The organism is Pseudomonas parafulva NBRC 16636 = DSM 17004 (assembly GCF_000730645.1).
In the GTDB taxonomy this organism is placed as follows: domain Bacteria; phylum Pseudomonadota; class Gammaproteobacteria; order Pseudomonadales; family Pseudomonadaceae; genus Aquipseudomonas; species Aquipseudomonas parafulva.
In genome coordinates, this window is the sequence record NZ_BBIU01000013.1 from 1 (window position 1) to 21,050 (window position 21,050).

The window sequence follows — 21,050 nt, forward strand, 5'->3', positions numbered from 1 at the left end:
TAAGCCCATTCTCAATACCCACGCAAAGCTTCGAGCTTCAAGCTTCAAGCTTCAAACCTATCCAGAATGTGCTCATATACCGAGCAAACACTCTCAATAGATAAACAAACTTCCAATTCGAACACTAGAATTCGGCAAGGCGCCATACCTCATAAGCCGGCGTCTCATAAGGATGGCTCCCCTTGAGCGCAGCGACGACCTGAGCAATCAGGCCGTCAGCAACCACAAGCTCCACCTTCCACTCCTCCACCACCTCGACCTGGCCAGCCTGCCCAAGGTACGGCTGGCTGCCGTCCAACGGGCGAAACTGCCCCTGGCCCAAGGCCTGCCAAGCGCAGTGGTCATAACCACCGATGCGCCCGCCACCAGCGGCGAACACAGCAGCCTTGACCACCTCCACATGGCTGGCAGGGACAAAGAAGGCGAGCTTGTACACGCCTTAGTTCACCCACACCCGAGCATTGCGGAACATGCGCATCAGTGCCGCGTCTTCCTGCCACTCATCCGGGCGCCAGGAGTTCTGCACGGCACGGAACATACGCTCCGGGTGCGGCATCATGATGGTCACACGGCCATCGCGGCTGGTAAGGCCAGTGATACCGCGCGGCGAGCCGTTCGGGTTAGCCGGGTAGGCTTCCGTGACCTTGCCGTGGTTGTCGACGTAGCGCATTGCCACGCAACCGGAAACATCCGCTTCCACCAATGCCTCTTCGCTGGCGAACTCGGCATGGCCTTCACCGTGGGCGATGGCAATTGGCATGCGCGAACCGGCCATGCCCTGCAAGAAGATCGAGTTGGACTTCTGCACCTCGACCATGGCCACCCGCGCCTCGAACTGCTCGGACCGGTTGCGCACGAAGTGCGGCCAGTACTCGGTGCCCGGGATCAGCTCGTGCAGGTTGGACATCATCTGGCAACCGTTGCACACGCCCAGGGCGAAGCTGTCGCTGCGCTCGAAGAAGGCCTGGAAGGCATCGCGGGCGCGGCTGTTGAACAGCGCCGACTTGGCCCAGCCCTCACCGGCACCCAGCACGTCACCGTAGGAGAAACCACCGCAGGCGACCAGGCCCTTGAAGGCTTCGAAGTCGACACGGCCAGCCAGGATATCGCTCATGTGCACGTCGATGGCGGCGAAACCCGCGCGGTCGAAGGCGGCCGCCATCTCGACCTGGCCGTTGACGCCCTGCTCACGCAGGATGGCCACCTGTGGGCGAATGCCTTTCTTGATGTAGGGGGCAGCCACGTCATCGTTGACGTCGAAGCCCAGCTTCACCGACAGGCCAGGGTTGTCTTCTTCCAGCAACAGGTCGAATTCCTGGTCGGCGCAATCGGCGTTGTCGCGCAGGCGTTGCACCTGGTAGCTGGTTTCGGCCCACTGACGCTGCAGCATGCGGCGGTCGTCGTCGAACAGCACTTCGCCGTTCAGGCTGATGGACACCTCGGCGTTGTTGACCGGCTTGCCGATCACGGCCACGCACTGCTCGCCCAGGCCGGCGGCGCTGAACTGGGCCAGAACGTCCGGGGTGGCATCCTGGCGAACCTGGATCACCGCACCCAGCTCTTCGTTGAAGAGGATGGCGGCCACATCGGCCTTGCTGTCGGTCAGCGGATCGAGCTGCAAGTCCAGACCACAGTGGCCGGCAAAGGCCATTTCCAGCACGGTGGTCATCAGGCCGCCATCGGAGCGGTCGTGGTAGGCCAGCAGGTGGCCGTCTTCGTTCAGGCCCTGGATCACCGCGAAGAACGCCTTGAGGTCTTCGGCGTCGTCGACGTCGGGTGCCTGGGCTGCGATCTTGCCGTAGGTCTGGGCCAGGATCGAGGCGCCCATGCGGTTCTTGCCACGGCCCAGGTCGACCAGAATCAGGTCGGTCTCGCCCTTGTCCATACGCAGTTGCGGGGTGAGGGTCTTGCGGATGTCGGTGACCGGCGCGAAGCCGGTGATGATCAGCGACAGCGGCGAGGTAACGCTTTTCTCGACGCCCTCTTCGCTCCACTTGGTCTTCATCGACATCGAGTCTTTACCGACCGGGATGGTGATGCCCAGTTCCGGGCACAGCTCCATGCCGACGGCCTTGACGGTGTCGTACAGGCGGGCATCTTCACCCGGGTGGCCCGCAGCGGACATCCAGTTGGCCGACAGCTTGATGTCGGACAGCTTGTCGATGCGCGAGGCGGCCAGGTTGGTCAGGGTCTCGCCAATGGCCATGCGACCGGACGCCGGGGCATCCAGCAGGGCCAGCGGGGTGCGCTCGCCCATGGCCATGGCCTCACCGGTGTAGACATCGAAGCTGGTGGCGGTCACTGCGCAGTCAGCCACCGGCACCTGCCAGGGGCCGACCATCTGGTCGCGGGCGACCAGGCCGGTGATGGTGCGGTCACCGATGGTGATCAGGAAGCTCTTGCTGGCCACGGCCGGGTGGTTGAGCACGCGCTGAACGGCGCTGTCCAGGTCCAGCTCGCTAGGGTCGAAGTCATCCCCCAGCTCGGCTTCGCGGGTGACCGAGCGGTGCATACGCGGCGGCTTGCCCAGCAATACGTCCAGCGGCATGTCCACCGGGGTATTGCCGAAGTGGCTGTCGCTTACGGTCAGGTGTGGTTCTTCAGTCGCTTCACCGACCACCGCGAACGGGCAACGCTCGCGCTCGCAAATGGCCTGGAACCGCTCGAAGTCGCCAGCGCTGACGGCAAGCACGTAACGCTCCTGCGATTCGTTGCTCCAGATTTCGTGCGGGGCCATGCCCGGCTCGTCGTTAGGCACGTTGCGCAGTTCGAAGCGGCCACCGCGGCCACCGTCGTTGACCAGCTCGGGGAAGGCGTTGGAGATGCCACCCGCGCCCACGTCGTGAATGAAGGCGATGGGGTTGCTGTCGCCCAGCTGCCAGCAGCGGTCGATGACCTCCTGGCAGCGGCGCTCCATTTCCGGGTTTTCGCGCTGTACCGAGGCGAAGTCCAGGTCAGCCGAGCTGGCACCGGTAGCCACGGACGAAGCAGCCCCGCCGCCCAGGCCGATGAGCATGGCTGGGCCGCCGAGCACGATCAGCTTGGCACCAACGGTGATTTCGCCCTTCTGCACATGGTCTTCACGGATGTTGCCCATGCCGCCTGCGAGCATGATCGGCTTGTGGTAGCCGCGCACTTCTTCACCGTGGGGGGTGTTGATGGCTTGCTCGAAGGTGCGGAAGTAACCGGTCAGGGCCGGGCGGCCGAATTCGTTGTTGAACGCAGCGCCGCCCAGCGGGCCTTCGATCATGATGTCGAGGGCGTCGACGATGCGCTCGGGTTTGCCATAGGCCTGCTCCCATGGCTGCTCGAAGCCGGGGATGCGCAGGTTGGACACGGTGAAGCCGGTGAGGCCAGCCTTGGGCTTGGCACCACGGCCGGTGGCACCTTCGTCGCGGATTTCACCGCCTGAACCTGTCGAGGCACCCGAGAACGGAGCGATGGCGGTCGGGTGGTTGTGGGTTTCCACCTTCATCAGGATGTGCACCGGCTCCTGCACCGCACCGTACTGGCGGGTTTCAGGGTTGGGGAAGAAACGCCCGGCGACGTTACCGACGATGACCGAGGCGTTGTCCTTGTAGGCCGACAGCACGCCTTCGCTGTGCATCTGGTAGGTATTCTTGATCATGCCGAACAGGCTTTTTTCCTGGGCCTGGCCGTCGATGTCCCAACTGGCGTTGAAGATCTTGTGGCGGCAGTGCTCGGAGTTGGCCTGGGCGAACATCATCAGTTCGATGTCGTTCGGGTTGCGCTTGAGGCCCTGGAACGCATTGACCAGGTAGTCGATCTCGTCTTCGGCCAAGGCCAGGCCCAGGTCGATGTTGGCCTTGGCCAGCGCATCACGGCCACCGGCCAGGATGTCTACCGAGGTCATCGGCTTGGGCTGGGCATGGCTGAACAGGTCGGCGGCCTGCTCCAGCTGGCCGAGCACGCGCTGGGTCATGCGGTCGTGCAACTCGGCAGCGATGCGGCCGGCGTCGGCCTCGCTGAGGTTGCCGGCAACGTAATAGGCGATGCCGCGCTCCAGGCGCTGGATCGACTGCAGGCCGCAGTTATGGGCGATGTCGCTGGCCTTGCTCGCCCAGGGCGAGATGGTGCCCAGGCGCGGCACGACCAGGAACAGACGACCGGTGGGTTCCTGTACCGGTACGCTGGGGCCGTACTTGAGCAGACGGCCCAGCACCTGCTGCTGGTCGGCGGTCAGCTCGCCGTCGACATCGGCGAAGTGGGCGAATTCGGCATACAAACCAGTAACAGCGGGGACTTTCTGGCTCAGTTGCTCGAGTAATTTACCGTGGCGAAAGGCAGAAAGGGCAGGAGCGCCGCGCAGGATCAACATCGTCGGGACAGCCTCAGAAGGGGTGTACTTGGAGGCCGTGCATTCTAGCCTAATTCGATGGCTTCGGCACCCGCTCTGCGCCACGCCTGCCAAGCGGCCGAACCGGACTTTCGGGTCAGAAAAGCAGCGGCAAGTTGCAAGCGGCAAGCTGCAAGAAAGAGCGAACTGTGCCGCACCCGCTTTTTCTTGCAGCTTGCCGCTTGCAGCTTGCCGCTTGCAGCTTGCCGCTCAAAAGCCGCTATCAGACTCCCTGGTAGTTGTCGAGATATGGCGCAGCCAGTCCTTTGCGTATACTGCAACCTATGTTCGCCCACACTGCTTTGCGCCAGCGTTGCGCCAAATGGCTTTTCGCAACCGGTCTCTTTCTGCTGCTCGGTGCCTGCGTTGAAAAACCCAGCACCCTCGAGCGCGTGAAGGAGGACGGCGTGCTGCGCGTGGTCACCCGCAACAGCCCGGCCACCTACTTCCAGGATCGCAACGGCGAAACCGGCTTCGAGTACGAGCTGGTCAAGCATTTCGCCGACGATCTGGGCGTGAAGCTGGAAATCGAAACCGCAGACAACCTCGACGAACTGTTCGACGACCTGGGCAAACCGTCCGGGCCAGTCCTGGCGGCGGCGGGGCTGGTCACCAGCGAGCGGCGCAAGGCCCAGGCCCGGTTCTCCCACCCCTACCTCGAGGTGACCCCCCAGGTCATCTACCGCAACGGCCGCCCACGCCCTACCGATGCCCAGGGCCTGGTGGGCAAGAAGATCCTCGTGCTCAAGGGCAGCAGCCATGCCGACCAGCTGGCCGAATTGAAAAAGCAGTACCCCGGCCTGCAATACGAGGAATCCGATGCCGTCGAGGTGGTCGACCTGCTGCGCATGGTGGACGAAGGCCAGATCGACCTGACCCTGGTGGACTCCAACGAACTGGCCATGAACCAGGTGTACTTCCCCAACGTGCGCGTGGCCTTCGACCTGGGCGACACACGCGACCAGCGTTGGGCCGTGGCACCTGGCGAAGACAACAGCCTGCTCAACGAGGTGAATGCATTCCTCGACAAAGCGCAGAAAAACGGCACCCTGCAGCGCCTGAAAGACCGCTACTATGGGCACGTCGACGTGCTGGGCTATGTGGGCGCCTACACCTTCGCCCAGCACCTGCAGCAGCGCCTGCCCAAATATGAAAAGCACTTCAAAAGCTACGCCAAGGTCGAGCAGGTGGACTGGCGCCTGCTGGCAGCCATTGGCTACCAGGAGTCCATGTGGCAGCCGGAAGTCACTTCCAAGACCGGCGTGCGTGGCCTGATGATGCTGACCCAGCGCACGGCCCAGGCCATGGGCGTGTCCAACCGACTGGACCCCAGGCAAAGCATCCAGGGCGGCGCCAAGTACTTCATGAAGATCAAGGCCGAGCTGGACGACAGCATTCAGGAACCGGACCGCACCTGGTTCGCGCTGGCAGCCTACAACGTGGGCACCGGGCACCTTGAAGATGCACGCACCCTGGCCAAGCGTGAAAAGCTCAACCCCAACAAATGGCTGGATGTGAAGAAGATGCTGCCACGGCTCGCGCAAAAGCAGTGGTATCGCCAGACCAAATACGGGTACGCCCGCGGCGGCGAGCCGGTGCACTTCGTCGCCAACATTCGGCGGTACTACGACATCCTGACCTGGGTGACCCAGCCCCAGCTGGAAGGCCAGGTGGCCGAGGGCAACCTGCATGTACCTGGGGTGAACAAGGACAAGCCTGCGGAGCAGGCTCCGCCGATGTAAGCTCGCGGGCCCTGTCGCCTGCAAGCCACCGCACAAGGCTCATGGATTTAGCAGGGCCCTGTGGAGCAACTGTCTTCCACAATAATCTCAAAGTTAGCGCAATCACTGTGGGAGCGGGCTTACCCGCGAACACCGGCGAAGCCGGTGCCATACACCGCGGTGTCTGCTTCGCGGGTAAACCCGCTCCCACAGGTGTCGTGGTGTGCTTGAGAGATCGGTGGCTTGCCGAGATCAGGGCCAGAGCCGCTCAGCCCTTGGCGCGGCGAGCCTTGAAGAACTCGCTCAAGATCTGCCCGCACTCCTCGGCCAGTACCCCGCCCTCGAACATCACGCGATGGTTGAGAAAGCCTTGGTTGAAGAACTGGCCCTGGCTTTGCACGATACCCGCCTTTGGCTCCAGCGCCCCGTATACCACCCGCGCCACCCGCGAATGCACAATCAGCCCCGCACACATGCTGCAGGGCTCAAGCGTCACGTAAAGCGTGCTGCCCGGCAGGCGGTAATTGCTGACCGCGTGCGCGGCAGCACGGATGGCCACCATTTCGGCGTGCGCGCTGGGGTCGCTGTCGGTGATCGGCCGGTTGAAGCCTTGGCCAATCACCTGGCCATGTTGCACCAGCACCGCCCCCACCGGCACTTCACCCAGTTGCGCACCCTCGGCGGCCAGGGCCAGGGCCATGCGCATGAAGTCCTGGTCACGGCTGCGGTCGATGATCTGCGGGCGCATCAAACCACCGCGATCGCGGCCATCAGGCCGGTTTCCATGTGGTCGATGACATGGCAGTGGAACATCCAGGTGCCAGGGTTATCGGCCACCAGCGCCACCTGAGCACGCTCGTTGCGGCCCAGCAGGTAGGTGTCGGTAAACCAGGGCTCCTTGATGTCGTGGCGATTCGACCCGATCACCTTGAAGCTCATGCCATGCAGGTGAATGGGGTGCTGGTACTGGGTCATGTTCTTCAGCTCGAAGATGTAGCTCTTGCCCTGTTTGAGCGTAGCGATCGGGCGGTCGGCGCAGGTCTTGTCGGTGATATCCCAGGCCTGGCCGTTGATCTGCCACAGGCTGGGGGGCTTGCCCTGGTCGGTACCTACCGACACCTTGCCCGCCCATTCGAAATTGAAGTTCAGCTTTTCGGCATTCTCCAGGTCCGGCTCGGCGATCGGGTTGGCGGGCAATGCCGCCGGCCAGTCACCGGGGGTGTCGTTGCTGGCCACCGAACGCAGGGTACCCAAACGTACAAAACCGTCGCGCAGCGAGATCTCTTCACCCGCCTGGGGAATGCGAATGGCCAGGCAGATGCGCATGCCTGGGCCAAGCCAGTACTCATCCTCCAGCGGCCGCGGCGTAATAGGGTTGCCATCCAGCGCATACACCCGTGCCTCGCAGTTGCCCTTGAGGTTGAGCCGGTAGGTCCAGGTGTTGTCCAGGTTCAGCAGCCGTACCCGCACCACTTGCCCGGCCGGCAACTCGGTGACGGCATCGGCCTGGCCGTTGATGGTGATCAGCCGCCCGGCGGTGCCGTTGCGCGCAGCTTCGCGCGGGACGCTGAAGGGCATCCAGGCGCCCTGCTCGTCCACATGCCAGGTTTTCAGGCTGAGGGTGCGCTCGTGCTGGAAGCCCGTGGGCTCGCGCTCCTCGACAATCAGCGGCCCAACCAGGCCACGGCCAAGCTCTTCGGAGCTGCTGACGTGAGGGTGGTACCAATAGCTGCCGGCGTCTGGCACGCGGAACTTGTAGTCGAAATACTCCCCCGGTTTGACCGGCAATTGCGATACGTAGGGCACGCCGTCCATTTCCAGCGGCAGGCGGATGCCATGCCAGTGGATGGTGGTTTCGATCGGCAGGTGGTTGATGAAGCGTACCCGCAGCCAGGTGCCCTGACGCACCCGCAATTCGGTACCCGGGGCGCTGGGGCCAAAGGCCCAGGCCTCGGTCTTGTACCCGGCCACCAGCTCTACCTCCAGCGGCGCCGCAATCAGCTCGTAGTCGTGGCCCGCGTTATCGTCCTCGACCTTGCCCAGCCAGTACCGTGCAGCGCCACCGGCGCCCAGGCCAACCACAACCAGGCCGGTCAGGCCTTTGAGCATTTGTCGACGGGTGAAGGACATGCAGCGGGAACCTCGTGTTAGGCGCTATCAAGCTGCCAGCATGGCTGACGATCAAGGGCGAATACGATACACCTGCATTTGCGAAAGATTAAGTGAAGTGTTGCCGCAGCGCCCACCGCGTCCCGCAAAGCGGGTTGCAATACGGAAAATGCCGCGCTTAATATACGAACAATTCCCATTTACACCTCACTCGACAACCCGACGCCATGAGCATGCAGGACGCCTCTCTCAACACCCAGGTTTCCCACCTTTACCAGGCCCAAAGCCAATGGTTGCACGGCTGGCTACGCCCGCGTGTGAACTGCCGTCACCTGGCCGCCGACCTGGTCCAGGACGTGTTCATCCGGGTGCTCACGGCAGCGGATGCTGCAGCCAAGTTGAGTGCCGTGCGCGAGCCCAAAGGTTACCTGGCTGCCATTGCCCGGCGGCTGATGATTGATCGGCTGCGCCGCGCCCACCTGGAAAAAGCCTGGCTCCAAGTGATGGCCGAACAGCCCGAAGCGTTGCAAATGCCCCCCGAACAGCACTTGGCGTTGCTGGAAACGCTGTATGAACTGGATGCCATGCTTGCCGCCCTGGGAGAACCGGTGCGTCAGGCATTTCTGCTGTCCCAGGTGGAGGGCATGCCCTACAAGCACATTGCGACGACACTGGGCATCTCCGAGATGAGCGTACGGCGCTACATCACCAAGGCCGCTGAACACTGCATGCTCTACAGCCTGAGCCACGGGCTGTGAACCCTGCGCTAGGCCCCGGGCAGTTGGCTGCGTTGCGCCAGGCTGCCGAATGGCTGTGCCAGCTCAACAGCGGCGACGCCCGACAAAGCGATCACCACGCCTGGCAGCAGTGGCACGATGCAAGCCCGGACAACGCCTGGGCCTGGCAGCAGGCTGAGCGCCTGCAGGGCCGCATGACCGGGCAGGCCCTGCCCGTGGCCCGCCGCGTGCTGGACGTCAGTGCCGAGCATCGACGTGCCAGCAGGCGGCGGGTGATCAAGGCAGGCATGGTGCTGCTGGGTGGTACTGCGCTAAGCCTGGGCGGCTATCAGCAACGCACGACCCTGCCTTGGCTGGCCGACTACCGCAGCGGTGTGGGCGAGCAACTCAAGCTGAACCTTGGCAACGGCACCACCGTGCGCCTGAACACAGACACCGCGTTGGATGTGAGCGACACGCCAACGGGCACCCGCCTGAAGCTGCGCCAGGGGGAGATCATGGTGCAGGTGCCCCTCGGCCAGCAGTGCCAGGCGCAAACCACCCACGGGCGCGTAGACACCCAGGCCTGCCGCTTCTCGCTGCGGGTGCTGGAGACCAGCACCCGCCTGAACGTGCATCAGCAGCAGGCACGGGTCACCCTGCCCAGCGGCCAATCACTGGTTGCCAGCCAGCAGCAGCGCTGCGAATTCGACCGTGAGCGCTTCAGCCCGCTGCTCGCCCTGCCGGCCGGCAGCGACGCCTGGGATCAGGGCCTGATCATTGCCAACGGGCTACGGCTGGACCAGCTGTTGGCCGAGCTGTCCCGCTATCGCCCGGGCTGGCTGCACTGTGGGCCGGACGTGGCCGGCCTGCGCGTGAGCGGCACTTTCAGGCTGGACGACACCGAGCAGGCCCTGCGCGCCATCACCAGCGCCCTGCCCGTACGTGTGCAAGCGCGCACGCGCTACTGGGTGACGGTGGTCCGCGCCTGAATTGCTCCGTTACCTGAACACATTGCCTTGGCTCGTTCGACTTACAGGTGATGCCAGCACGGGCTGGCCCGGATCCCTTGAGAGAACACCATGACGCCCAAGCCTCTGCCCCGTTCGCGCACTCACCTGCTGCTTGCTCTGTTGCTCGCCGGCCCTGCCAGCATACTGGCTGCGCCGCTGCAGCAGTACCAGGTAGCACAGGGTGAACTGGATGCAGCGCTGACGCAGCTTGCCGCCCAGGCCGGCGTGGTGCTGTCGTTCGACACGCGCCTTGCCGCCGGCAAGCGCACCCCAGGCCTCAGCGGGCAGTACTCGTTGGACCAGGCCCTGGCGCAGCTGCTGCGTGGCACCGGCCTGCAAGCTATCCGCGAGCGTGACGGCCGCTACAGCCTGGTCAGCGCCCAACAGGGCGACGCCCTGGAACTGGCGCCCAGCACCGTCAACGCCGACGGCCTGGGGGACGTTACCGAAGGCTCCGGCTCGTATACCACCGGCTCGGTTTCGGTGGGCAAAGCGCCCCAGGCGATCAAGGACACCCCGCAAACCGTCAGCGTGATCAGCCACCAGCGTCTGGAGGACCAGAAGCTCACCACCGTGACCCAGGCAATGGCGCAGACCACGGGCATCAGCCTCTATGAGGGCAGCCTGACCTCCACCCGCTACCTGTCACGAGGTTTCGAGGTGACCAACTTCCGCATTGATGGCGGCGCCTCCATGGTCGATGGCGTGTGGAAGAATGCCGACACCGCCATCTTTGACCACCTTGAAGTGCTGCGCGGGGCAGACGGCCTGTTCGCCGGTGCCGGCGAGCCGGGCGGCACCGTCAACTTCGTGCGCAAACGCCCTACCTTCACCCCCCAGGTCAACTTCACCACTTCGGCTGGCCGTTGGGATGACTACCGCAGTGAACTGGATGCCGGCGGCCCTTTGGCTTTTGACGGCAAACTGCGGGGTCGGGCCGTGGTCGTCAGCCAGAACAAGCAGTCGTTTATGGACGATGCCGGCGCCAACCACGACCTGTTCTACGGCGTGCTGGAGGCAGACCTGACCGACAGCACCAACCTGCTGCTGGGCCTGACCCACAGCCGTTATCGCGACAGCGACCAGGCCTATGGCCTGCCCCGCTACAGCACCGGCGCCGACCTGAAACTGCCACGCAGCACGTTCCTTGCAGGCGCCCACGATTACCTGCTGCAACGCAACGACACCTACTTCGCCAACCTGAAGCAGCAACTGGGCGAAGACTGGAGCCTGAACCTGGATACGCTCTACAGCCGTACCCGCTCGCTGCGGGACTACTACAACTTCAACGGCGCCATAGAGCCGTCGACCGGGTCGGGCAGTGCGGCCACCTGGGGCGGCCAGAACGCCAAGGCGCATGAACGGTCGGTGGACGTGTCCCTGCGCGGCACGTTCAGCGCATTGGGCCTGGAACACAGCCTGGTCGCTGGCTGGATGTGGCATGACTACGAAAGCCGTACGCCCTTGTGGTCGTCTGACCCTGTCAGTGTTGCCAACATCTTCAGCTTCAACCCGCACGATTATCCGAGCCTTAAGGGCCAGGGGTTCTATGACGGCAGCAACAAACTGCACCGGCGCAGTGACGGCTTCTATACCAACCTGCGCGTGCAACTGGCTGAACCGCTGCACGTATTCATCGGCGCCAGCCTCACCCACTACCTTGACACCTACGCGTACACCACCCGGGAATCGAACGAATTCATCCCAACCCGCTACGAAGACCGCAATGTGCTGGTGCCCTACACCGGCCTCACCTATGCGCTCACGCCCGAGTGGACCGCCTATGGCAGCATCAGTGAAATCTACAAGTCCCAGGCCGATCGCCTGGCCGGCCCATTGCCAGGCAGCGGTGCGCTGGACCCGATCACCGGCCGCAGCCACGAACTGGGCCTCAAAGGCGCCCTGTGGGACGGCCAGGTCAACACCTACGTGGCGCTGTACGCCATCAAGCGCGAAGGCGAAGCGGTACGCGACCCGAACAGCGGCGCAGCCAGCGACCCCAATACCGGGGCCAGTTGCTGCTATGTGCGTGAAGGCGAGGTCACCAGCAAAGGCATTGATTTCGAAATCAGTGGCCAGGTGCTGGAGCGCCTGCAAGCGACGTTCGGCTACACCTACAACCACCTGGAAAAAAGCAGCAGCGCGCTGAGCTACACCTCGCTGACGCCCAGGCACCTGGCCAAGCTGTTTGCTACCTACCAGCTACCCGGGCAGTGGTCGGCGCTCAAACTGGGCGGTGGAGTGACCACCCAGAGCGCGACTTACGTCGAGGGCACTGCATTGGTGCGCGGCAGCGACGGCAACCTGAGCCAAGGCCAGGACTACAGTTTCAGCCAGGCCGGTTACACGCTGTGGAACGCGTTCGCCAACTACAAAATCGACAAGCACTGGGATGTCGCTGTCAACGTGGAGAACCTGTTCGACAAACGCTACTACTCCACGGTGGGCTACTCGGATTACGCCAACTTCTACGGCGAACCCCGACGTTACATGGTGACGCTCAGCGGGCGCTTCTAACGGTTGCAGCGCGCCCATGCAAAGCGCGCCACAGGCCCTTAACGCCCTGTGCGCGCCGCTGCCCATTCGTGGTGCAGCAAGGCGTACTGCTGGGTGTTTTCGTAGATCGGCAGCCCGTCCTGGTCGTTCTTGAACGTCACGAACTCTTTGAAGACGCCTTCGCGGCGCATGCCGAGCTTCTCGCACAGACGCTCGGATGACCTGTTGGTGTCTTCCACATAGGCGTACAGCCGGCGCGCCGCACGCTGCTCGAACAGGTGGGCGAACAACTGGGCAGCGGCCTCATAGGCATAGCCTTGGCCCCCGAAGGCTGGGTTGAAGTTCCAGCCCACCGAGAACGTATCGTCCTCGGCTTCAGCGAACAGATCGCCAATCAGCTTGCCGGAGGTACGCAAGCATACCGCCAGGTACTTGCTGCCGGATGCCCGGTCCAGCGCTTCGCACTCGGCCGCCTGCAGGTTCGCGAGGGCGAGCGACAAGAAGCAGCTGGAGACGGGTTGATGCAGGTACTCGAAAAGATCAGCCGCATCTTCCTTGGCGAATGGCCTCAAGATCAGCCGCTCGGTTGCAATGACTTCCATCTGCGTCTCCTGGCGCTCAACGGCGCACTGGGTGAGCTGACGATTATATTGACATGCGCCGCGTATGCAAATTAACGTACGCGGCGTATGCGATTTGTTCAGGAAAGCCCATGACCCAGCCACAACGGCGCACCCGCTCCAGCATGATCGAGGAAACCCGTGCCAAGCTGGTGGCGATCGCGCGGCAGGTGTTTGCCAGCCAAGGTTTCGCCAATACCTCAATGGACGACTTCACGGCGCAGGTGTGCCTGACCCGTGGGGCGCTGTACCACCATTTCGGCAACAAAGAGGGGCTGCTGATCGCGGTCATCGAGCAAATCGAGGCGGAAGTGGGCGAACGCCTGCAAGCTGTCTCCGACGCGGCCCCTACGCCCTGGGAGGGTTTCCGCCGCCGCTGCCGCACGTACCTGGAGCTGGCGCTGGAGCCGGAAATACGCCGGATCATCCTGCAAGATGCCCGCGCGGTGTTTGGCGATGTGCCCCCCGCTGCGCGCTCGGTCGGCGTTGCCGCTTTGCAGCAGGCGCTGGACGGGCTGGTCGCCGAGGGCAGCGTGGCGCCACTGCACACCGGGGTGACTGCGCGGATGATCTATGGCGCGGTCACCGAAGCGTCATTCTGGATCGCCGAGCCGGACGCCGAAATCGAAACACGCCTGGGCGAGGCCCTCGACAGCCTGGATCGCCTGTTGGGCAACCTGCTTACCCGCTGACGCCACCCTGCCAGGAGAAACACAATGCAATGGCGCAACACCGCCACCCGTTTTGGCGCCCTCGCCAAGTTTTTTCACTGGACCACCGCCGCCGCGTTCATCGCCGCCTACATCGTGGTCTATTACGTCATCTGGTTCATGGACGACACCTCGCCAGAGTCCTGGCCCGTGCTGAACGTGCATTGGGCGCTGGGTTTGCTGGTAGGTTTCCTGGTGCTGCCGCGGCTGCTGTGGCGCCTGCTGCAGGTACAGCCACATAGCCCGCCTGGCTCGAAGCTCGAGCACCGGCTGGCGCAGGTAGCCCATTGGGGGCTCTACGGGTTGCTGATCGTCATGCCGCTGACCGGCTACTTGGGCACAGGGGCGCCTACGGACTACGGCGTGTTCAGCGTGACAGGCTTCAACGAGACAGCCGCGTTTGCGTGGATCAGTGCCACGTATGGGGTGAGCTATGAAGCGTTCGAAGTTCCCATCGACGATATTCACCACTTCATCGGCAAATGGGTGGCGTGGGGGGTGGTCGGGCTGCACATAGTGGCGGCGGTGTTCCACCATCGGGTACGGCGTGACGATGTACTGGTGCGTATGCTGCCGGGTCACTGAGCCACAAGCGGTACAGGGGTTGCCTCTTCGCGAGCAGGATGCAGGCTTTCGAAGCAGGCATTACCCCTGCAAAGATTACTTATTTCTTGGCAGCCAGGTAATCGGTGAGGAAGGCTTCGGCATTACCCTGCTGTGACAGGCCTTCCGAATAGCCCACCGGGCGCGGCTGCGCTTCGCCGGGCAGGTACAGCTCGCCGCCCCATGTGCCCTGCACGATCAGCGCGACGAATTTCTTGCCGTCAACGGTGGTCCAGTAGCGCGTGTCCTTGCTGGTCTTTTCAACGTGCATTTTCTGAATGCGCATATCCCAGTCGTGGTCGATGCCTTCTACCTGCACCAGCGCCTCGTTGGCGGCGCGGTCGCCAATACGCAGCGTCCAGACCTTGGCACCTTCAGTGCCCAGGTAAGCGACAACATGCTTTGCCACTTCAGGGCGCTCCTCGGCCTGAGCCTGGCCGAACCACAAGCTGAAGCAAGCAGCCAGCAAAGCTGGCCATTTAAGATAACCGGTCATGATTTTGTTTCCTGATGTGCAACAAACGCGTATTGAAAGCCTCAATATGCACGCTGCCAAGCCACCTGCCCGACCCTCACAACAATCAGCCGGCTGATCACAACGGCCATTACCGAAAATGGGCGCGCGGTCCCATTTCTGCCCTACGCAACCCTAACGAGAACCACTGCCGCCATGCAATCGCTGACACCTTACCTGGACACCACCTTCAGTTTCGACAGCCCCGGCTCGCTGGCCCAGGCTGGCGTGCTGGATACGCGTGCAGCGCAGGTAATGGGCAGCGCCACAGGGCACTATCGGGCGCAGACGGTGCGGGAGGGTTTGCAGTACTTCGATTGCCATCTGTATTTTGCAGAACCCCTGCGCATCGACAAGGTGCTACCCGAAAGCCTGTGCATCGTGCAGGTGTTCGACGGGGTATGGCAGCACAAGGTAGATGGCACGCTGAACCAGTACGATGCCGGCCGTTTGCATGTTCTGGGCTTGAGCGAAAGCCTGGAGGCTCAAGACCAGTTGCCGGCCCACAGCCATGCGCGCATGGCGGGTGTGCGTATTGCCGGCGATGCGCTGCGCGAGCTGGCCCAGGACGATGTGCAGTTCAAGCCGCTGCTGGCGCTGATGGGCAACGGCATGCAGTTCAACCAACTGCCCCAAAGCCCCTCCTTGAGCCGTCTGTTCCAACAGCTATACCGCTCGCCCTACCACGGCAGCTTGAGGCGCTTGCACTATGAAAGCCTCAGCCTGGGGATCGTTGTGGAGTTGGCCAGCCATCTGTCTGGCCTGGCCCCAAAACCCACGCTGCACGAAGATCGCAGCCGCAGTGACCTGGCACTGGAAACACGCCGTTTGCTCGACAGCAGCCCTACTGCCCCGCCAACCGTCGCCCAGCTTGCCCGCCAGTTGAACGTGAGCGAAACCACCCTGCGCCGTACGTTCAACCAGCAGTTTGGGTATTCCATCCTGCAGCATGTACGGCGGCAGCGCCTGGAGCTCGCACGGCTGCTCGTGCTGGAGCGCAAGTGGCAGATCTCGCAGATTGCCTACCATGTCGGCTATGCCAACCCGGCCAATTTCTGCCATGCGTACAAGGCCTATTTCGGGCACACCCCGGGTTCCGAATAAGGCCTTGCTCGCCGCGACAGCTTCACACGGTAATGGGGTCGACCTTGTCCACGTCGATTTCCATGTCCGCCAGCGCCTTGGCTACCACATCGCGGCCAAGCACCCCGTCGTCCGCCAACGCCTTCAGCGCTGCCAGCACCACAAATTGCCGGTCCACCTCAAAATGTCGACGTAGCGCCTCGCGGGTGTCGGACTGACCGAAGCCGTCGGTACCCAGCGCCACGAAGCGACGGTTACCCACCCACGGCCTGATTTGATCGGCATGGATCTTCATGTAATCCGTAGCCACCACCACCGGGCCAGGGTGGCCTTCCAGCACTTCGGTCAGGTAAGGCACTTTGGGCTCATCCAGTGGGTGCAACAGGTTCCAGCGCTCGGCCTGCTGGGCATCGCGCCGCACCTCGGTGAGGCTGGTCGCGCTCCAGATTTCGCTGCTGACCCCGTAATCACGTGCCAGGATATCGGCCGCCGCGATGACCTCGGGCAGGATCGAGCCGCTGCCCATCAGCTGGACATGGCGCTTTTCGTTGCTGGCGTGCTCGATGGGCAACCGGTACAGGCCCTTGAGGATACCCGCCTCGCTACCCTGCGGCAGGTCGGGGTGCGGGTAGTTCTCGTTGAGCACGGTGATGTAGTAGTAGATGTCTTCCTGCTCGACGTACATGCGGCGCATGCCGTCGTGCACGATCACTGCCAGCTCGTAGGCGTAGGTGGGGTCGTACGACACGCAGCAAGGCACGGTAGCCGACATCACATGGCTGTGGCCGTCGTCGTGCTGCAAGCCTTCGCCCATCAGCGTGGTGCGCCCCGACGTAGCGCCCAGCAGGAAACCACGGGCGCGCGCATCGCCTGCGGCCCACAGCAGGTCGCCAACACGCTGGAAGCCGAACATCGAGTAGAAAATGTAGAACGGCAGCGTCATGACGCCGTGGTTGGCATACGAGGTACTGGCGGCAATCCACGAGGACGTGGCACCCGACTCGTTAAGGCCCTCCTGCATGATCTGGCCGTCTACGCTCTCTTTGTAGTACGACAGCGTACCGGCGTCCTGTGGGGTGTAGAGCTGGCCCACATGGGAGTGGATGCCGATCTGGCGGAACAGGTTTTCCATGCCGAAGGTACGTGACTCGTCCGGCACGATGGGCACCACAAGCTTGCCGATGTTCGGGTCCTTCAACAAGGTGCTGAGGATGCGCACAAAGGCCATGGTGGTGGAAATGGAGCGCTCGCCCGTGCCCTTGAGCTGAGCGTCGAGCGTGGACAACGGCGGGATTTGCAGCGGCTCCACCTGAGCGTGGCGGGCCGGCACCTGGCCACCCAGGCTGTCGCGGCGGCCTTTGAGGTAGCGGGCCTCTACGCTGTCATCCGCTGGGCGCAGGTAAGGCAGTTCACCGAGCTGGTCGTCAGTCAGTTCCAGGCCAAAGCGATGGCTGAATGCCTTAACCGCATCGGCGCCCATCTTCTTCAACTGGTGGTTGATGTTCTGCCCTTCACCCGCCTCCCCCATACCGAACCCTTTGACCGTTTTGGCCAGGATCACCGTGGGCCTGCCTTTATGACGGGTGGCCGAGGCATAGGCGTTGTAGACCTTGACCGGGTCATGGCCGCCGCGTGACAGCTTCCAGATCTGCTCATCGCTCAGGTCGCTGACCAGCTCCAGCAGCTCAGGGTACTTGCCAAAGAAGTGCTCACGTACGTAAGCGCCGTTCTGCGACTTGTAGGTCTGGTACTCGCCATCCACGCATTCCATCATGCGCTGGCGCAGCAAGCCGGTTTTGTCCTTGGCCAGCAGTGCGTCCCAGCCACTGCCCCAAATCACCTTGATGACGTTCCAGCCAGCGGCGCGGTACAGGCTCTCGAACTCCTGGATCACTTTGCCGTTGCCGCGCACCGGGCCATCCAGGCGTTGCAGGTTGCAGTTGACCACGAAGATGATGTTGTCGAGCTTTTCGCGGCCGGCCAGCGAGATGGCGGCCAGCGACTCGGGTTGGTCCATCTCCCCATCGCCGAGAAACGCCCAGACCTTGCGGCCCTGATGCTCCTTCAGCCCACGGCTTTCGAGGTAGCGCATGAAACGCGCCTGGTACGCCGCAGTGATCGGGCCCAGGCCCATGGATACCGTCGGGAACTGCCAGAAGTCCGGCATCAGGCGCGGGTGCGGATAGGAAGACACACCATCACGGTCGGTTTCGCGGCGGAAGTTGTCCAGTTGCTCCTCGGTCAGACGCCCTTCGGTATAGGCGCGGCCATAGATGCCGGGTGCCGAGTGGCCTTGTATGTAGACCATATCGCCCGCAAAGGTGTCGCTGCGGCCACGGAAGAAGTGATCGAACCCCACGTCATACAGCACCGCCGCCGAGGCATAGGTGGCGATATGGCCACCAACGCCGGAATGCTTGCCGGCGCGCAGCACCATGGTTAGCGCGTTCCAGCGGATGTAGGCGTTCAGGCGTTTCTCGACATCCAGGTCACCCGGGTAAGGCAGCTCGCGCTCGGGGGGGATGCTGTTGACATACGGGGTGGTCACCCGCCCGTGGAAGTCGCCGTGCACGGAAACGTCGAAGTCGAGCAGCTGGTCGATCAGGAAGTGCGCGCGTGGGCGCCCCTCGACCTCGACGACCGATGCAATCGAATCGATCCATTCGCGGGTTTCTTGAGGGTCTTCATCGCGAAGCGGATAGCCCTGCGCCATTGGTCACTCTCCTTGATGTGGCATCAGCTGGTCGTTGTTCAACCAACCCTTAGTTGCACTTGCAATTAAATCTATCGTCAATGTCTGTATGATTGCAACTGCAATGAACAGCCCTGACCTGGAAGAACCCATGACCATCCCGACGCCAGACCTCTGGTACAGCTTCATCCGTGCGCACCGCTGCCTCATCCGGGAAATCGAGCGGCGCCTGGCCGAACAGGGGCTGCCGCCCTACGCGTGGTACGACGCCTTGTGGGGGATCGAAAGCGGCGAAGAGGGCGCGCGGCGCATGCACGAGCTGGCCGACGTCATGGCCATCGAACGCTACAACCTGACCCGCCTGGTCGACCGCTTGGAGAAGGAAGGCTACGTGGCCCGGGAGAAAGCGGCCGAGGACGGACGCGGTGCAATTGCCCGTATCACAGACAGCGGCCGGGACCTGCGCAAACGGATGTGGGCGGTGTACAAGCACTCCGTCGAAGAGCTGTTTCTGGTGGCATTCGACGAGGAACAACAGCGCGTCTTCGCCAGTGCATTGGAGCAGGCGAGCGGTAACGCTCGCCTGTCGCCAACCCCCGGTCAGGCCAAGCGGTAGCGCGACAGCGCCTCGCTCACACTTGCAGTGCCCACTTCGCCACGCTCGGCCAAGGCGCGCAGCACCGTGACCACGATCCAGTGGCGATCGAGGTGCTGGTTAGGGTCCAGGCTATCGGCACCCAATGCCGTGAAGGGCGCCGCGACATAGGCCCCGAGCTGCGCTGCGACGAACTCGGCATAACCCGTGACCGCCACCACCGGCACCTCACTGGTACCCAGGCACTGTTGCAGGTGGCAACTGACAGGCGGCTCGGCGCGCTGCAGGCGCCTGGACCGGGCCTGCCGCTCGGCATCACGTGCCAGCCGTGTGTAGCTGGGGCAACTCCAGACCTCTGCATCAAGCCCCCACTCCCCGTGCAGCAAAGCCGCCGCCGCGCGCACCTCGCGCAGCATCAGCCCTGCTCCCAGCAAGCGCACCTGTGCCACGGCCCCCTCAGATGCCGACGTCAGGCGGTACATGCCCAGGTGCGCGGCCGAACGGTCGCAGGCCAGCCCTTCGCCAGGGATATCGTGCAACGTCATGTAGCAGAAGCCTGGCGCGCCTTCCAGATACAGCTCGTGCAGTGCACCGACCAGAATCGCCTTGGCCTCATCCCCGCAGGCCGGGTCGAACGGCGTGCACCTGCGGTTGGACGCCAGCCACAGAGGCAGCCAGGGATGCGCGCCCTTCGCCCAGCGCGACGGTGAGGACTCGATATCATTGAGGATGATCCCGCGTTCAGCCGTCTGGGCAGTCAGCATGGACACCTCGGCCGACGTCGGTGCCTGGGTCATGTAGAAAAGCGGGCGCTCGTCGCGGCGCGACTGCTCGCTGAACCACAAGGGCCATGCGCTGATCGCCGTACCGCCCTGGGGGTCGGTGGCGCGGTCGTTGATCATCCAGAACTGCCCACTGGTCGTGGCACTGCCCTGCAGTCGCTTGAGCAAATCAAAGACCGTGAACAGCGGCGAGCCGTGAGTGCCCGCCTTGTCCCGGTACCCCCGCTCGATCTCGGCGATGCAGGCTTGAGCGGCCGACATGGTATTGGGGGTGTGCTGTAGGCGCAGGTGGTCCATCCTTGAAACTCCTCATGCAGGTCTTGCGATCTGCAATAGGGATAATGCAGACTGATTGCAAATGCAACCACAAAGGAAGGATCCTATGGCTACGTCTGCATCGCTGCGCCTGTACACCGCCGACACCCCAAACGGCCAGAAAATCTCGATCGCTCTGGAAGAACTGGGGCTCGACTACGAGCAGACCGACCTCGACCTGGGCAAGGGCGACCAGAAGCAGCCCGACTTCGTGAAGCTCAACCCTAACGGCAAGATCCCCGTGCTGGTCGATACCGCACAGGGGCGCACCTTGTTCGAGTCAGCGGTAATCCTCACCTACCTCGCCGAGCAACAGGGGCAACTGGGCGGTGAACAGGGCGTGGACAAGCTGCTGATCCAGCAATGGCTGAGCTTTCAAATCGCTAGCATCGGCCCGATGCTGGGGCAACTGTGGTGGTTCAGGCACGGCACCGATGTCAAAAATGCCCAGGCGCTGGAGCGCTATACCCGCGAGTCCTTGCGCCTGTACGGGGTGGTGGAGGGCGAACTGAGCAAGCGCCCATTCATTGCGGGAGACCGCTACACCATTGCCGACATCGCGCTGTTCACCTGGCTGCGCACCTATGAGGAGCTGGGCCTGGACATCGGCGCCTTTCCCGCGGTGAAGGCATGGCTCGACCAACTGGAACAGCGCCCTGCCGTGCGCCAGGGCCTGAAGAAATCCCGCGCCAACGCCTGAACACTTTCCCGCCTGATATAAAGA

Annotated in this window: 17 protein-coding genes; 9 read left to right on the forward strand and 8 right to left on the reverse strand. The window is 63.2% G+C overall.

Translation table 11 applies throughout. The features are described from left to right. Positions 1-124: 124 nt before the first annotated feature. Both PPA02S_RS09455 and purL read right to left on the reverse strand, forming a co-directional pair. On the reverse strand, positions 125-436 hold the full coding sequence (locus PPA02S_RS09455) for a YqfO family protein (RefSeq protein ID WP_028634831.1): 312 nt from the start codon (positions 434-436) through the stop codon (positions 125-127). Between the two features lie 3 nt (positions 437-439). Continuing rightward, positions 440-4,339, reverse strand: a complete 3,900-nt coding sequence (purL, locus tag PPA02S_RS09460; RefSeq protein ID WP_028634830.1) for a phosphoribosylformylglycinamidine synthase — start codon at positions 4,337-4,339, stop codon at positions 440-442. Positions 4,340-4,641: 302 nt separating this feature from the next. On the opposite strand from purL, the gene mltF reads away from it, so the two are divergent. Further along, on the forward strand, positions 4,642-6,099 hold the full coding sequence (gene mltF / locus PPA02S_RS09465; RefSeq protein ID WP_028634829.1) for a membrane-bound lytic murein transglycosylase MltF: 1,458 nt from the start codon (positions 4,642-4,644) through the stop codon (positions 6,097-6,099). A 247-nt stretch (positions 6,100-6,346) separates the two neighbouring features. On the opposite strand, the gene tadA is transcribed toward mltF, so the two are convergent. Next, positions 6,347-6,826, reverse strand: a complete 480-nt coding sequence (tadA, locus tag PPA02S_RS09470) for a tRNA adenosine(34) deaminase TadA (RefSeq protein ID WP_028634828.1) — start codon at positions 6,824-6,826, stop codon at positions 6,347-6,349. After that, positions 6,826-8,208 carry a multicopper oxidase family protein gene (locus PPA02S_RS09475; protein ID WP_028634827.1) on the reverse strand — a complete coding sequence of 461 codons (1,383 nt, stop codon included), beginning with the start codon at positions 8,206-8,208 and terminating at the stop codon, positions 6,826-6,828. Before PPA02S_RS09475 ends, tadA begins: the two co-directional genes overlap by 1 nt. A 206-nt stretch (positions 8,209-8,414) precedes the next feature. On the opposite strand from PPA02S_RS09475, the gene PPA02S_RS09480 reads away from it, so the two are divergent. The 3 genes from PPA02S_RS09480 (at position 8,415) to PPA02S_RS09490 (ending at position 12,433) form a co-directional block, all read left to right on the forward strand. After that, on the forward strand, positions 8,415-8,945 hold the full coding sequence (locus PPA02S_RS09480) for a sigma-70 family RNA polymerase sigma factor (RefSeq protein WP_028634826.1): 531 nt from the start codon (positions 8,415-8,417) through the stop codon (positions 8,943-8,945). Next, positions 8,942-9,895 carry a DUF4880 domain-containing protein gene (locus tag PPA02S_RS09485; protein ID WP_033728169.1) on the forward strand — a complete coding sequence of 318 codons (954 nt, stop codon included), beginning with the start codon at positions 8,942-8,944 and terminating at the stop codon, positions 9,893-9,895. The genes PPA02S_RS09480 and PPA02S_RS09485 overlap by 4 nt, the downstream gene beginning before the upstream one ends. A 90-nt stretch (positions 9,896-9,985) precedes the next feature. Beyond that, entirely contained in the window at positions 9,986-12,433 is a 2,448-nt protein-coding gene (locus PPA02S_RS09490) for a TonB-dependent siderophore receptor (RefSeq protein ID WP_028634824.1), read from the forward strand. Between the two features lie 38 nt (positions 12,434-12,471). Here the strand turns inward: PPA02S_RS09490 and PPA02S_RS09495 are convergent, their stop codons facing one another. Further along, positions 12,472-13,014: a GNAT family N-acetyltransferase gene (locus PPA02S_RS09495; protein ID WP_028634823.1), complete on the reverse strand. Its 543-nt coding sequence runs from the start codon at positions 13,012-13,014 to the stop codon at positions 12,472-12,474. 110 nt (positions 13,015-13,124) lie between these two features. On the opposite strand from PPA02S_RS09495, the gene PPA02S_RS09500 reads away from it, so the two are divergent. Together PPA02S_RS09500 and PPA02S_RS09505 are read left to right on the forward strand one after the other, a co-directional pair. After that, positions 13,125-13,724 carry a TetR/AcrR family transcriptional regulator gene (locus PPA02S_RS09500; protein WP_033728168.1) on the forward strand — a complete coding sequence of 200 codons (600 nt, stop codon included), beginning with the start codon at positions 13,125-13,127 and terminating at the stop codon, positions 13,722-13,724. 24 nt (positions 13,725-13,748) lie between these two features. Continuing rightward, a complete protein-coding gene (locus tag PPA02S_RS09505) occupies positions 13,749-14,327 on the forward strand; it encodes a cytochrome b (RefSeq protein WP_028634821.1) in 579 nt (192 codons plus the stop codon). 79 nt (positions 14,328-14,406) lie between these two features. Here PPA02S_RS09505 and PPA02S_RS09510 read toward each other — a convergent pair whose 3' ends face one another. Further along, positions 14,407-14,841 carry a hypothetical protein gene (locus PPA02S_RS09510; RefSeq protein ID WP_033728165.1) on the reverse strand — a complete coding sequence of 145 codons (435 nt, stop codon included), beginning with the start codon at positions 14,839-14,841 and terminating at the stop codon, positions 14,407-14,409. A gap of 174 nt (positions 14,842-15,015) precedes the next feature. On the opposite strand from PPA02S_RS09510, the gene PPA02S_RS09515 reads away from it, so the two are divergent. Beyond that, complete coding sequence (locus PPA02S_RS09515; RefSeq protein WP_028634819.1) at positions 15,016-15,963, forward strand: helix-turn-helix transcriptional regulator; 948 nt, start codon at positions 15,016-15,018, stop codon at positions 15,961-15,963. Positions 15,964-15,985: 22 nt separating this feature from the next. Here the strand turns inward: PPA02S_RS09515 and aceE are convergent, their stop codons facing one another. After that, positions 15,986-18,655 carry a pyruvate dehydrogenase (acetyl-transferring), homodimeric type gene (gene aceE, locus PPA02S_RS09520; RefSeq protein WP_028634818.1) on the reverse strand — a complete coding sequence of 890 codons (2,670 nt, stop codon included), beginning with the start codon at positions 18,653-18,655 and terminating at the stop codon, positions 15,986-15,988. Between the two features lie 130 nt (positions 18,656-18,785). On the opposite strand from aceE, the gene PPA02S_RS09525 reads away from it, so the two are divergent. Then, positions 18,786-19,250 (forward strand): MarR family winged helix-turn-helix transcriptional regulator, encoded by a 465-nt coding sequence (locus tag PPA02S_RS09525; protein ID WP_028634817.1) that lies wholly within the window; start codon positions 18,786-18,788, stop codon positions 19,248-19,250. Here the strand turns inward: PPA02S_RS09525 and PPA02S_RS09530 are convergent. Continuing rightward, positions 19,235-20,308, reverse strand: a complete 1,074-nt coding sequence (locus tag PPA02S_RS09530) for a transketolase-like TK C-terminal-containing protein (protein WP_028634816.1) — start codon at positions 20,306-20,308, stop codon at positions 19,235-19,237. The genes PPA02S_RS09525 and PPA02S_RS09530 overlap by 16 nt on opposite strands. A gap of 85 nt (positions 20,309-20,393) precedes the next feature. Here PPA02S_RS09530 and PPA02S_RS09535 point away from each other — a divergent pair, with 85 nt between their 5' ends. Next, positions 20,394-21,026 carry a glutathione S-transferase family protein gene (locus tag PPA02S_RS09535; protein WP_028634815.1) on the forward strand — a complete coding sequence of 211 codons (633 nt, stop codon included), beginning with the start codon at positions 20,394-20,396 and terminating at the stop codon, positions 21,024-21,026. Positions 21,027-21,050 lie beyond the last annotated feature (24 nt).

Bases quoted from the DNA above. Each gene is read 5' to 3' on its own strand.
- purL (WP_028634830.1), bottom strand. From the start codon at position 4,339: ATGTTGATCCTGCGCGGCGCTCCTGCCCTTTCTGCCTTTCGCCACGGT.
- mltF (WP_028634829.1), top strand. From the start codon at position 4,642: ATGTTCGCCCACACTGCTTTGCGCCAGCGTTGCGCCAAATGGCTTTTC.
- tadA (WP_028634828.1), bottom strand. From the start codon at position 6,826: ATGCGCCCGCAGATCATCGACCGCAGCCGTGACCAGGACTTCATGCGC.
- PPA02S_RS09475 (WP_028634827.1), bottom strand. From the start codon at position 8,208: ATGTCCTTCACCCGTCGACAAATGCTCAAAGGCCTGACCGGCCTGGTT.
- PPA02S_RS09480 (WP_028634826.1), top strand. From the start codon at position 8,415: ATGAGCATGCAGGACGCCTCTCTCAACACCCAGGTTTCCCACCTTTAC.
- PPA02S_RS09490 (WP_028634824.1), top strand. From the start codon at position 9,986: ATGACGCCCAAGCCTCTGCCCCGTTCGCGCACTCACCTGCTGCTTGCT.
- PPA02S_RS09495 (WP_028634823.1), bottom strand. From the start codon at position 13,014: ATGGAAGTCATTGCAACCGAGCGGCTGATCTTGAGGCCATTCGCCAAG.
- PPA02S_RS09500 (WP_033728168.1), top strand. From the start codon at position 13,125: ATGACCCAGCCACAACGGCGCACCCGCTCCAGCATGATCGAGGAAACC.
- PPA02S_RS09505 (WP_028634821.1), top strand. From the start codon at position 13,749: ATGCAATGGCGCAACACCGCCACCCGTTTTGGCGCCCTCGCCAAGTTT.
- PPA02S_RS09510 (WP_033728165.1), bottom strand. From the start codon at position 14,841: ATGACCGGTTATCTTAAATGGCCAGCTTTGCTGGCTGCTTGCTTCAGC.
- PPA02S_RS09515 (WP_028634819.1), top strand. From the start codon at position 15,016: ATGCAATCGCTGACACCTTACCTGGACACCACCTTCAGTTTCGACAGC.
- aceE (WP_028634818.1), bottom strand. From the start codon at position 18,655: ATGGCGCAGGGCTATCCGCTTCGCGATGAAGACCCTCAAGAAACCCGC.
- PPA02S_RS09525 (WP_028634817.1), top strand. From the start codon at position 18,786: ATGACCATCCCGACGCCAGACCTCTGGTACAGCTTCATCCGTGCGCAC.
- PPA02S_RS09530 (WP_028634816.1), bottom strand. From the start codon at position 20,308: ATGGACCACCTGCGCCTACAGCACACCCCCAATACCATGTCGGCCGCT.
- PPA02S_RS09535 (WP_028634815.1), top strand. From the start codon at position 20,394: ATGGCTACGTCTGCATCGCTGCGCCTGTACACCGCCGACACCCCAAAC.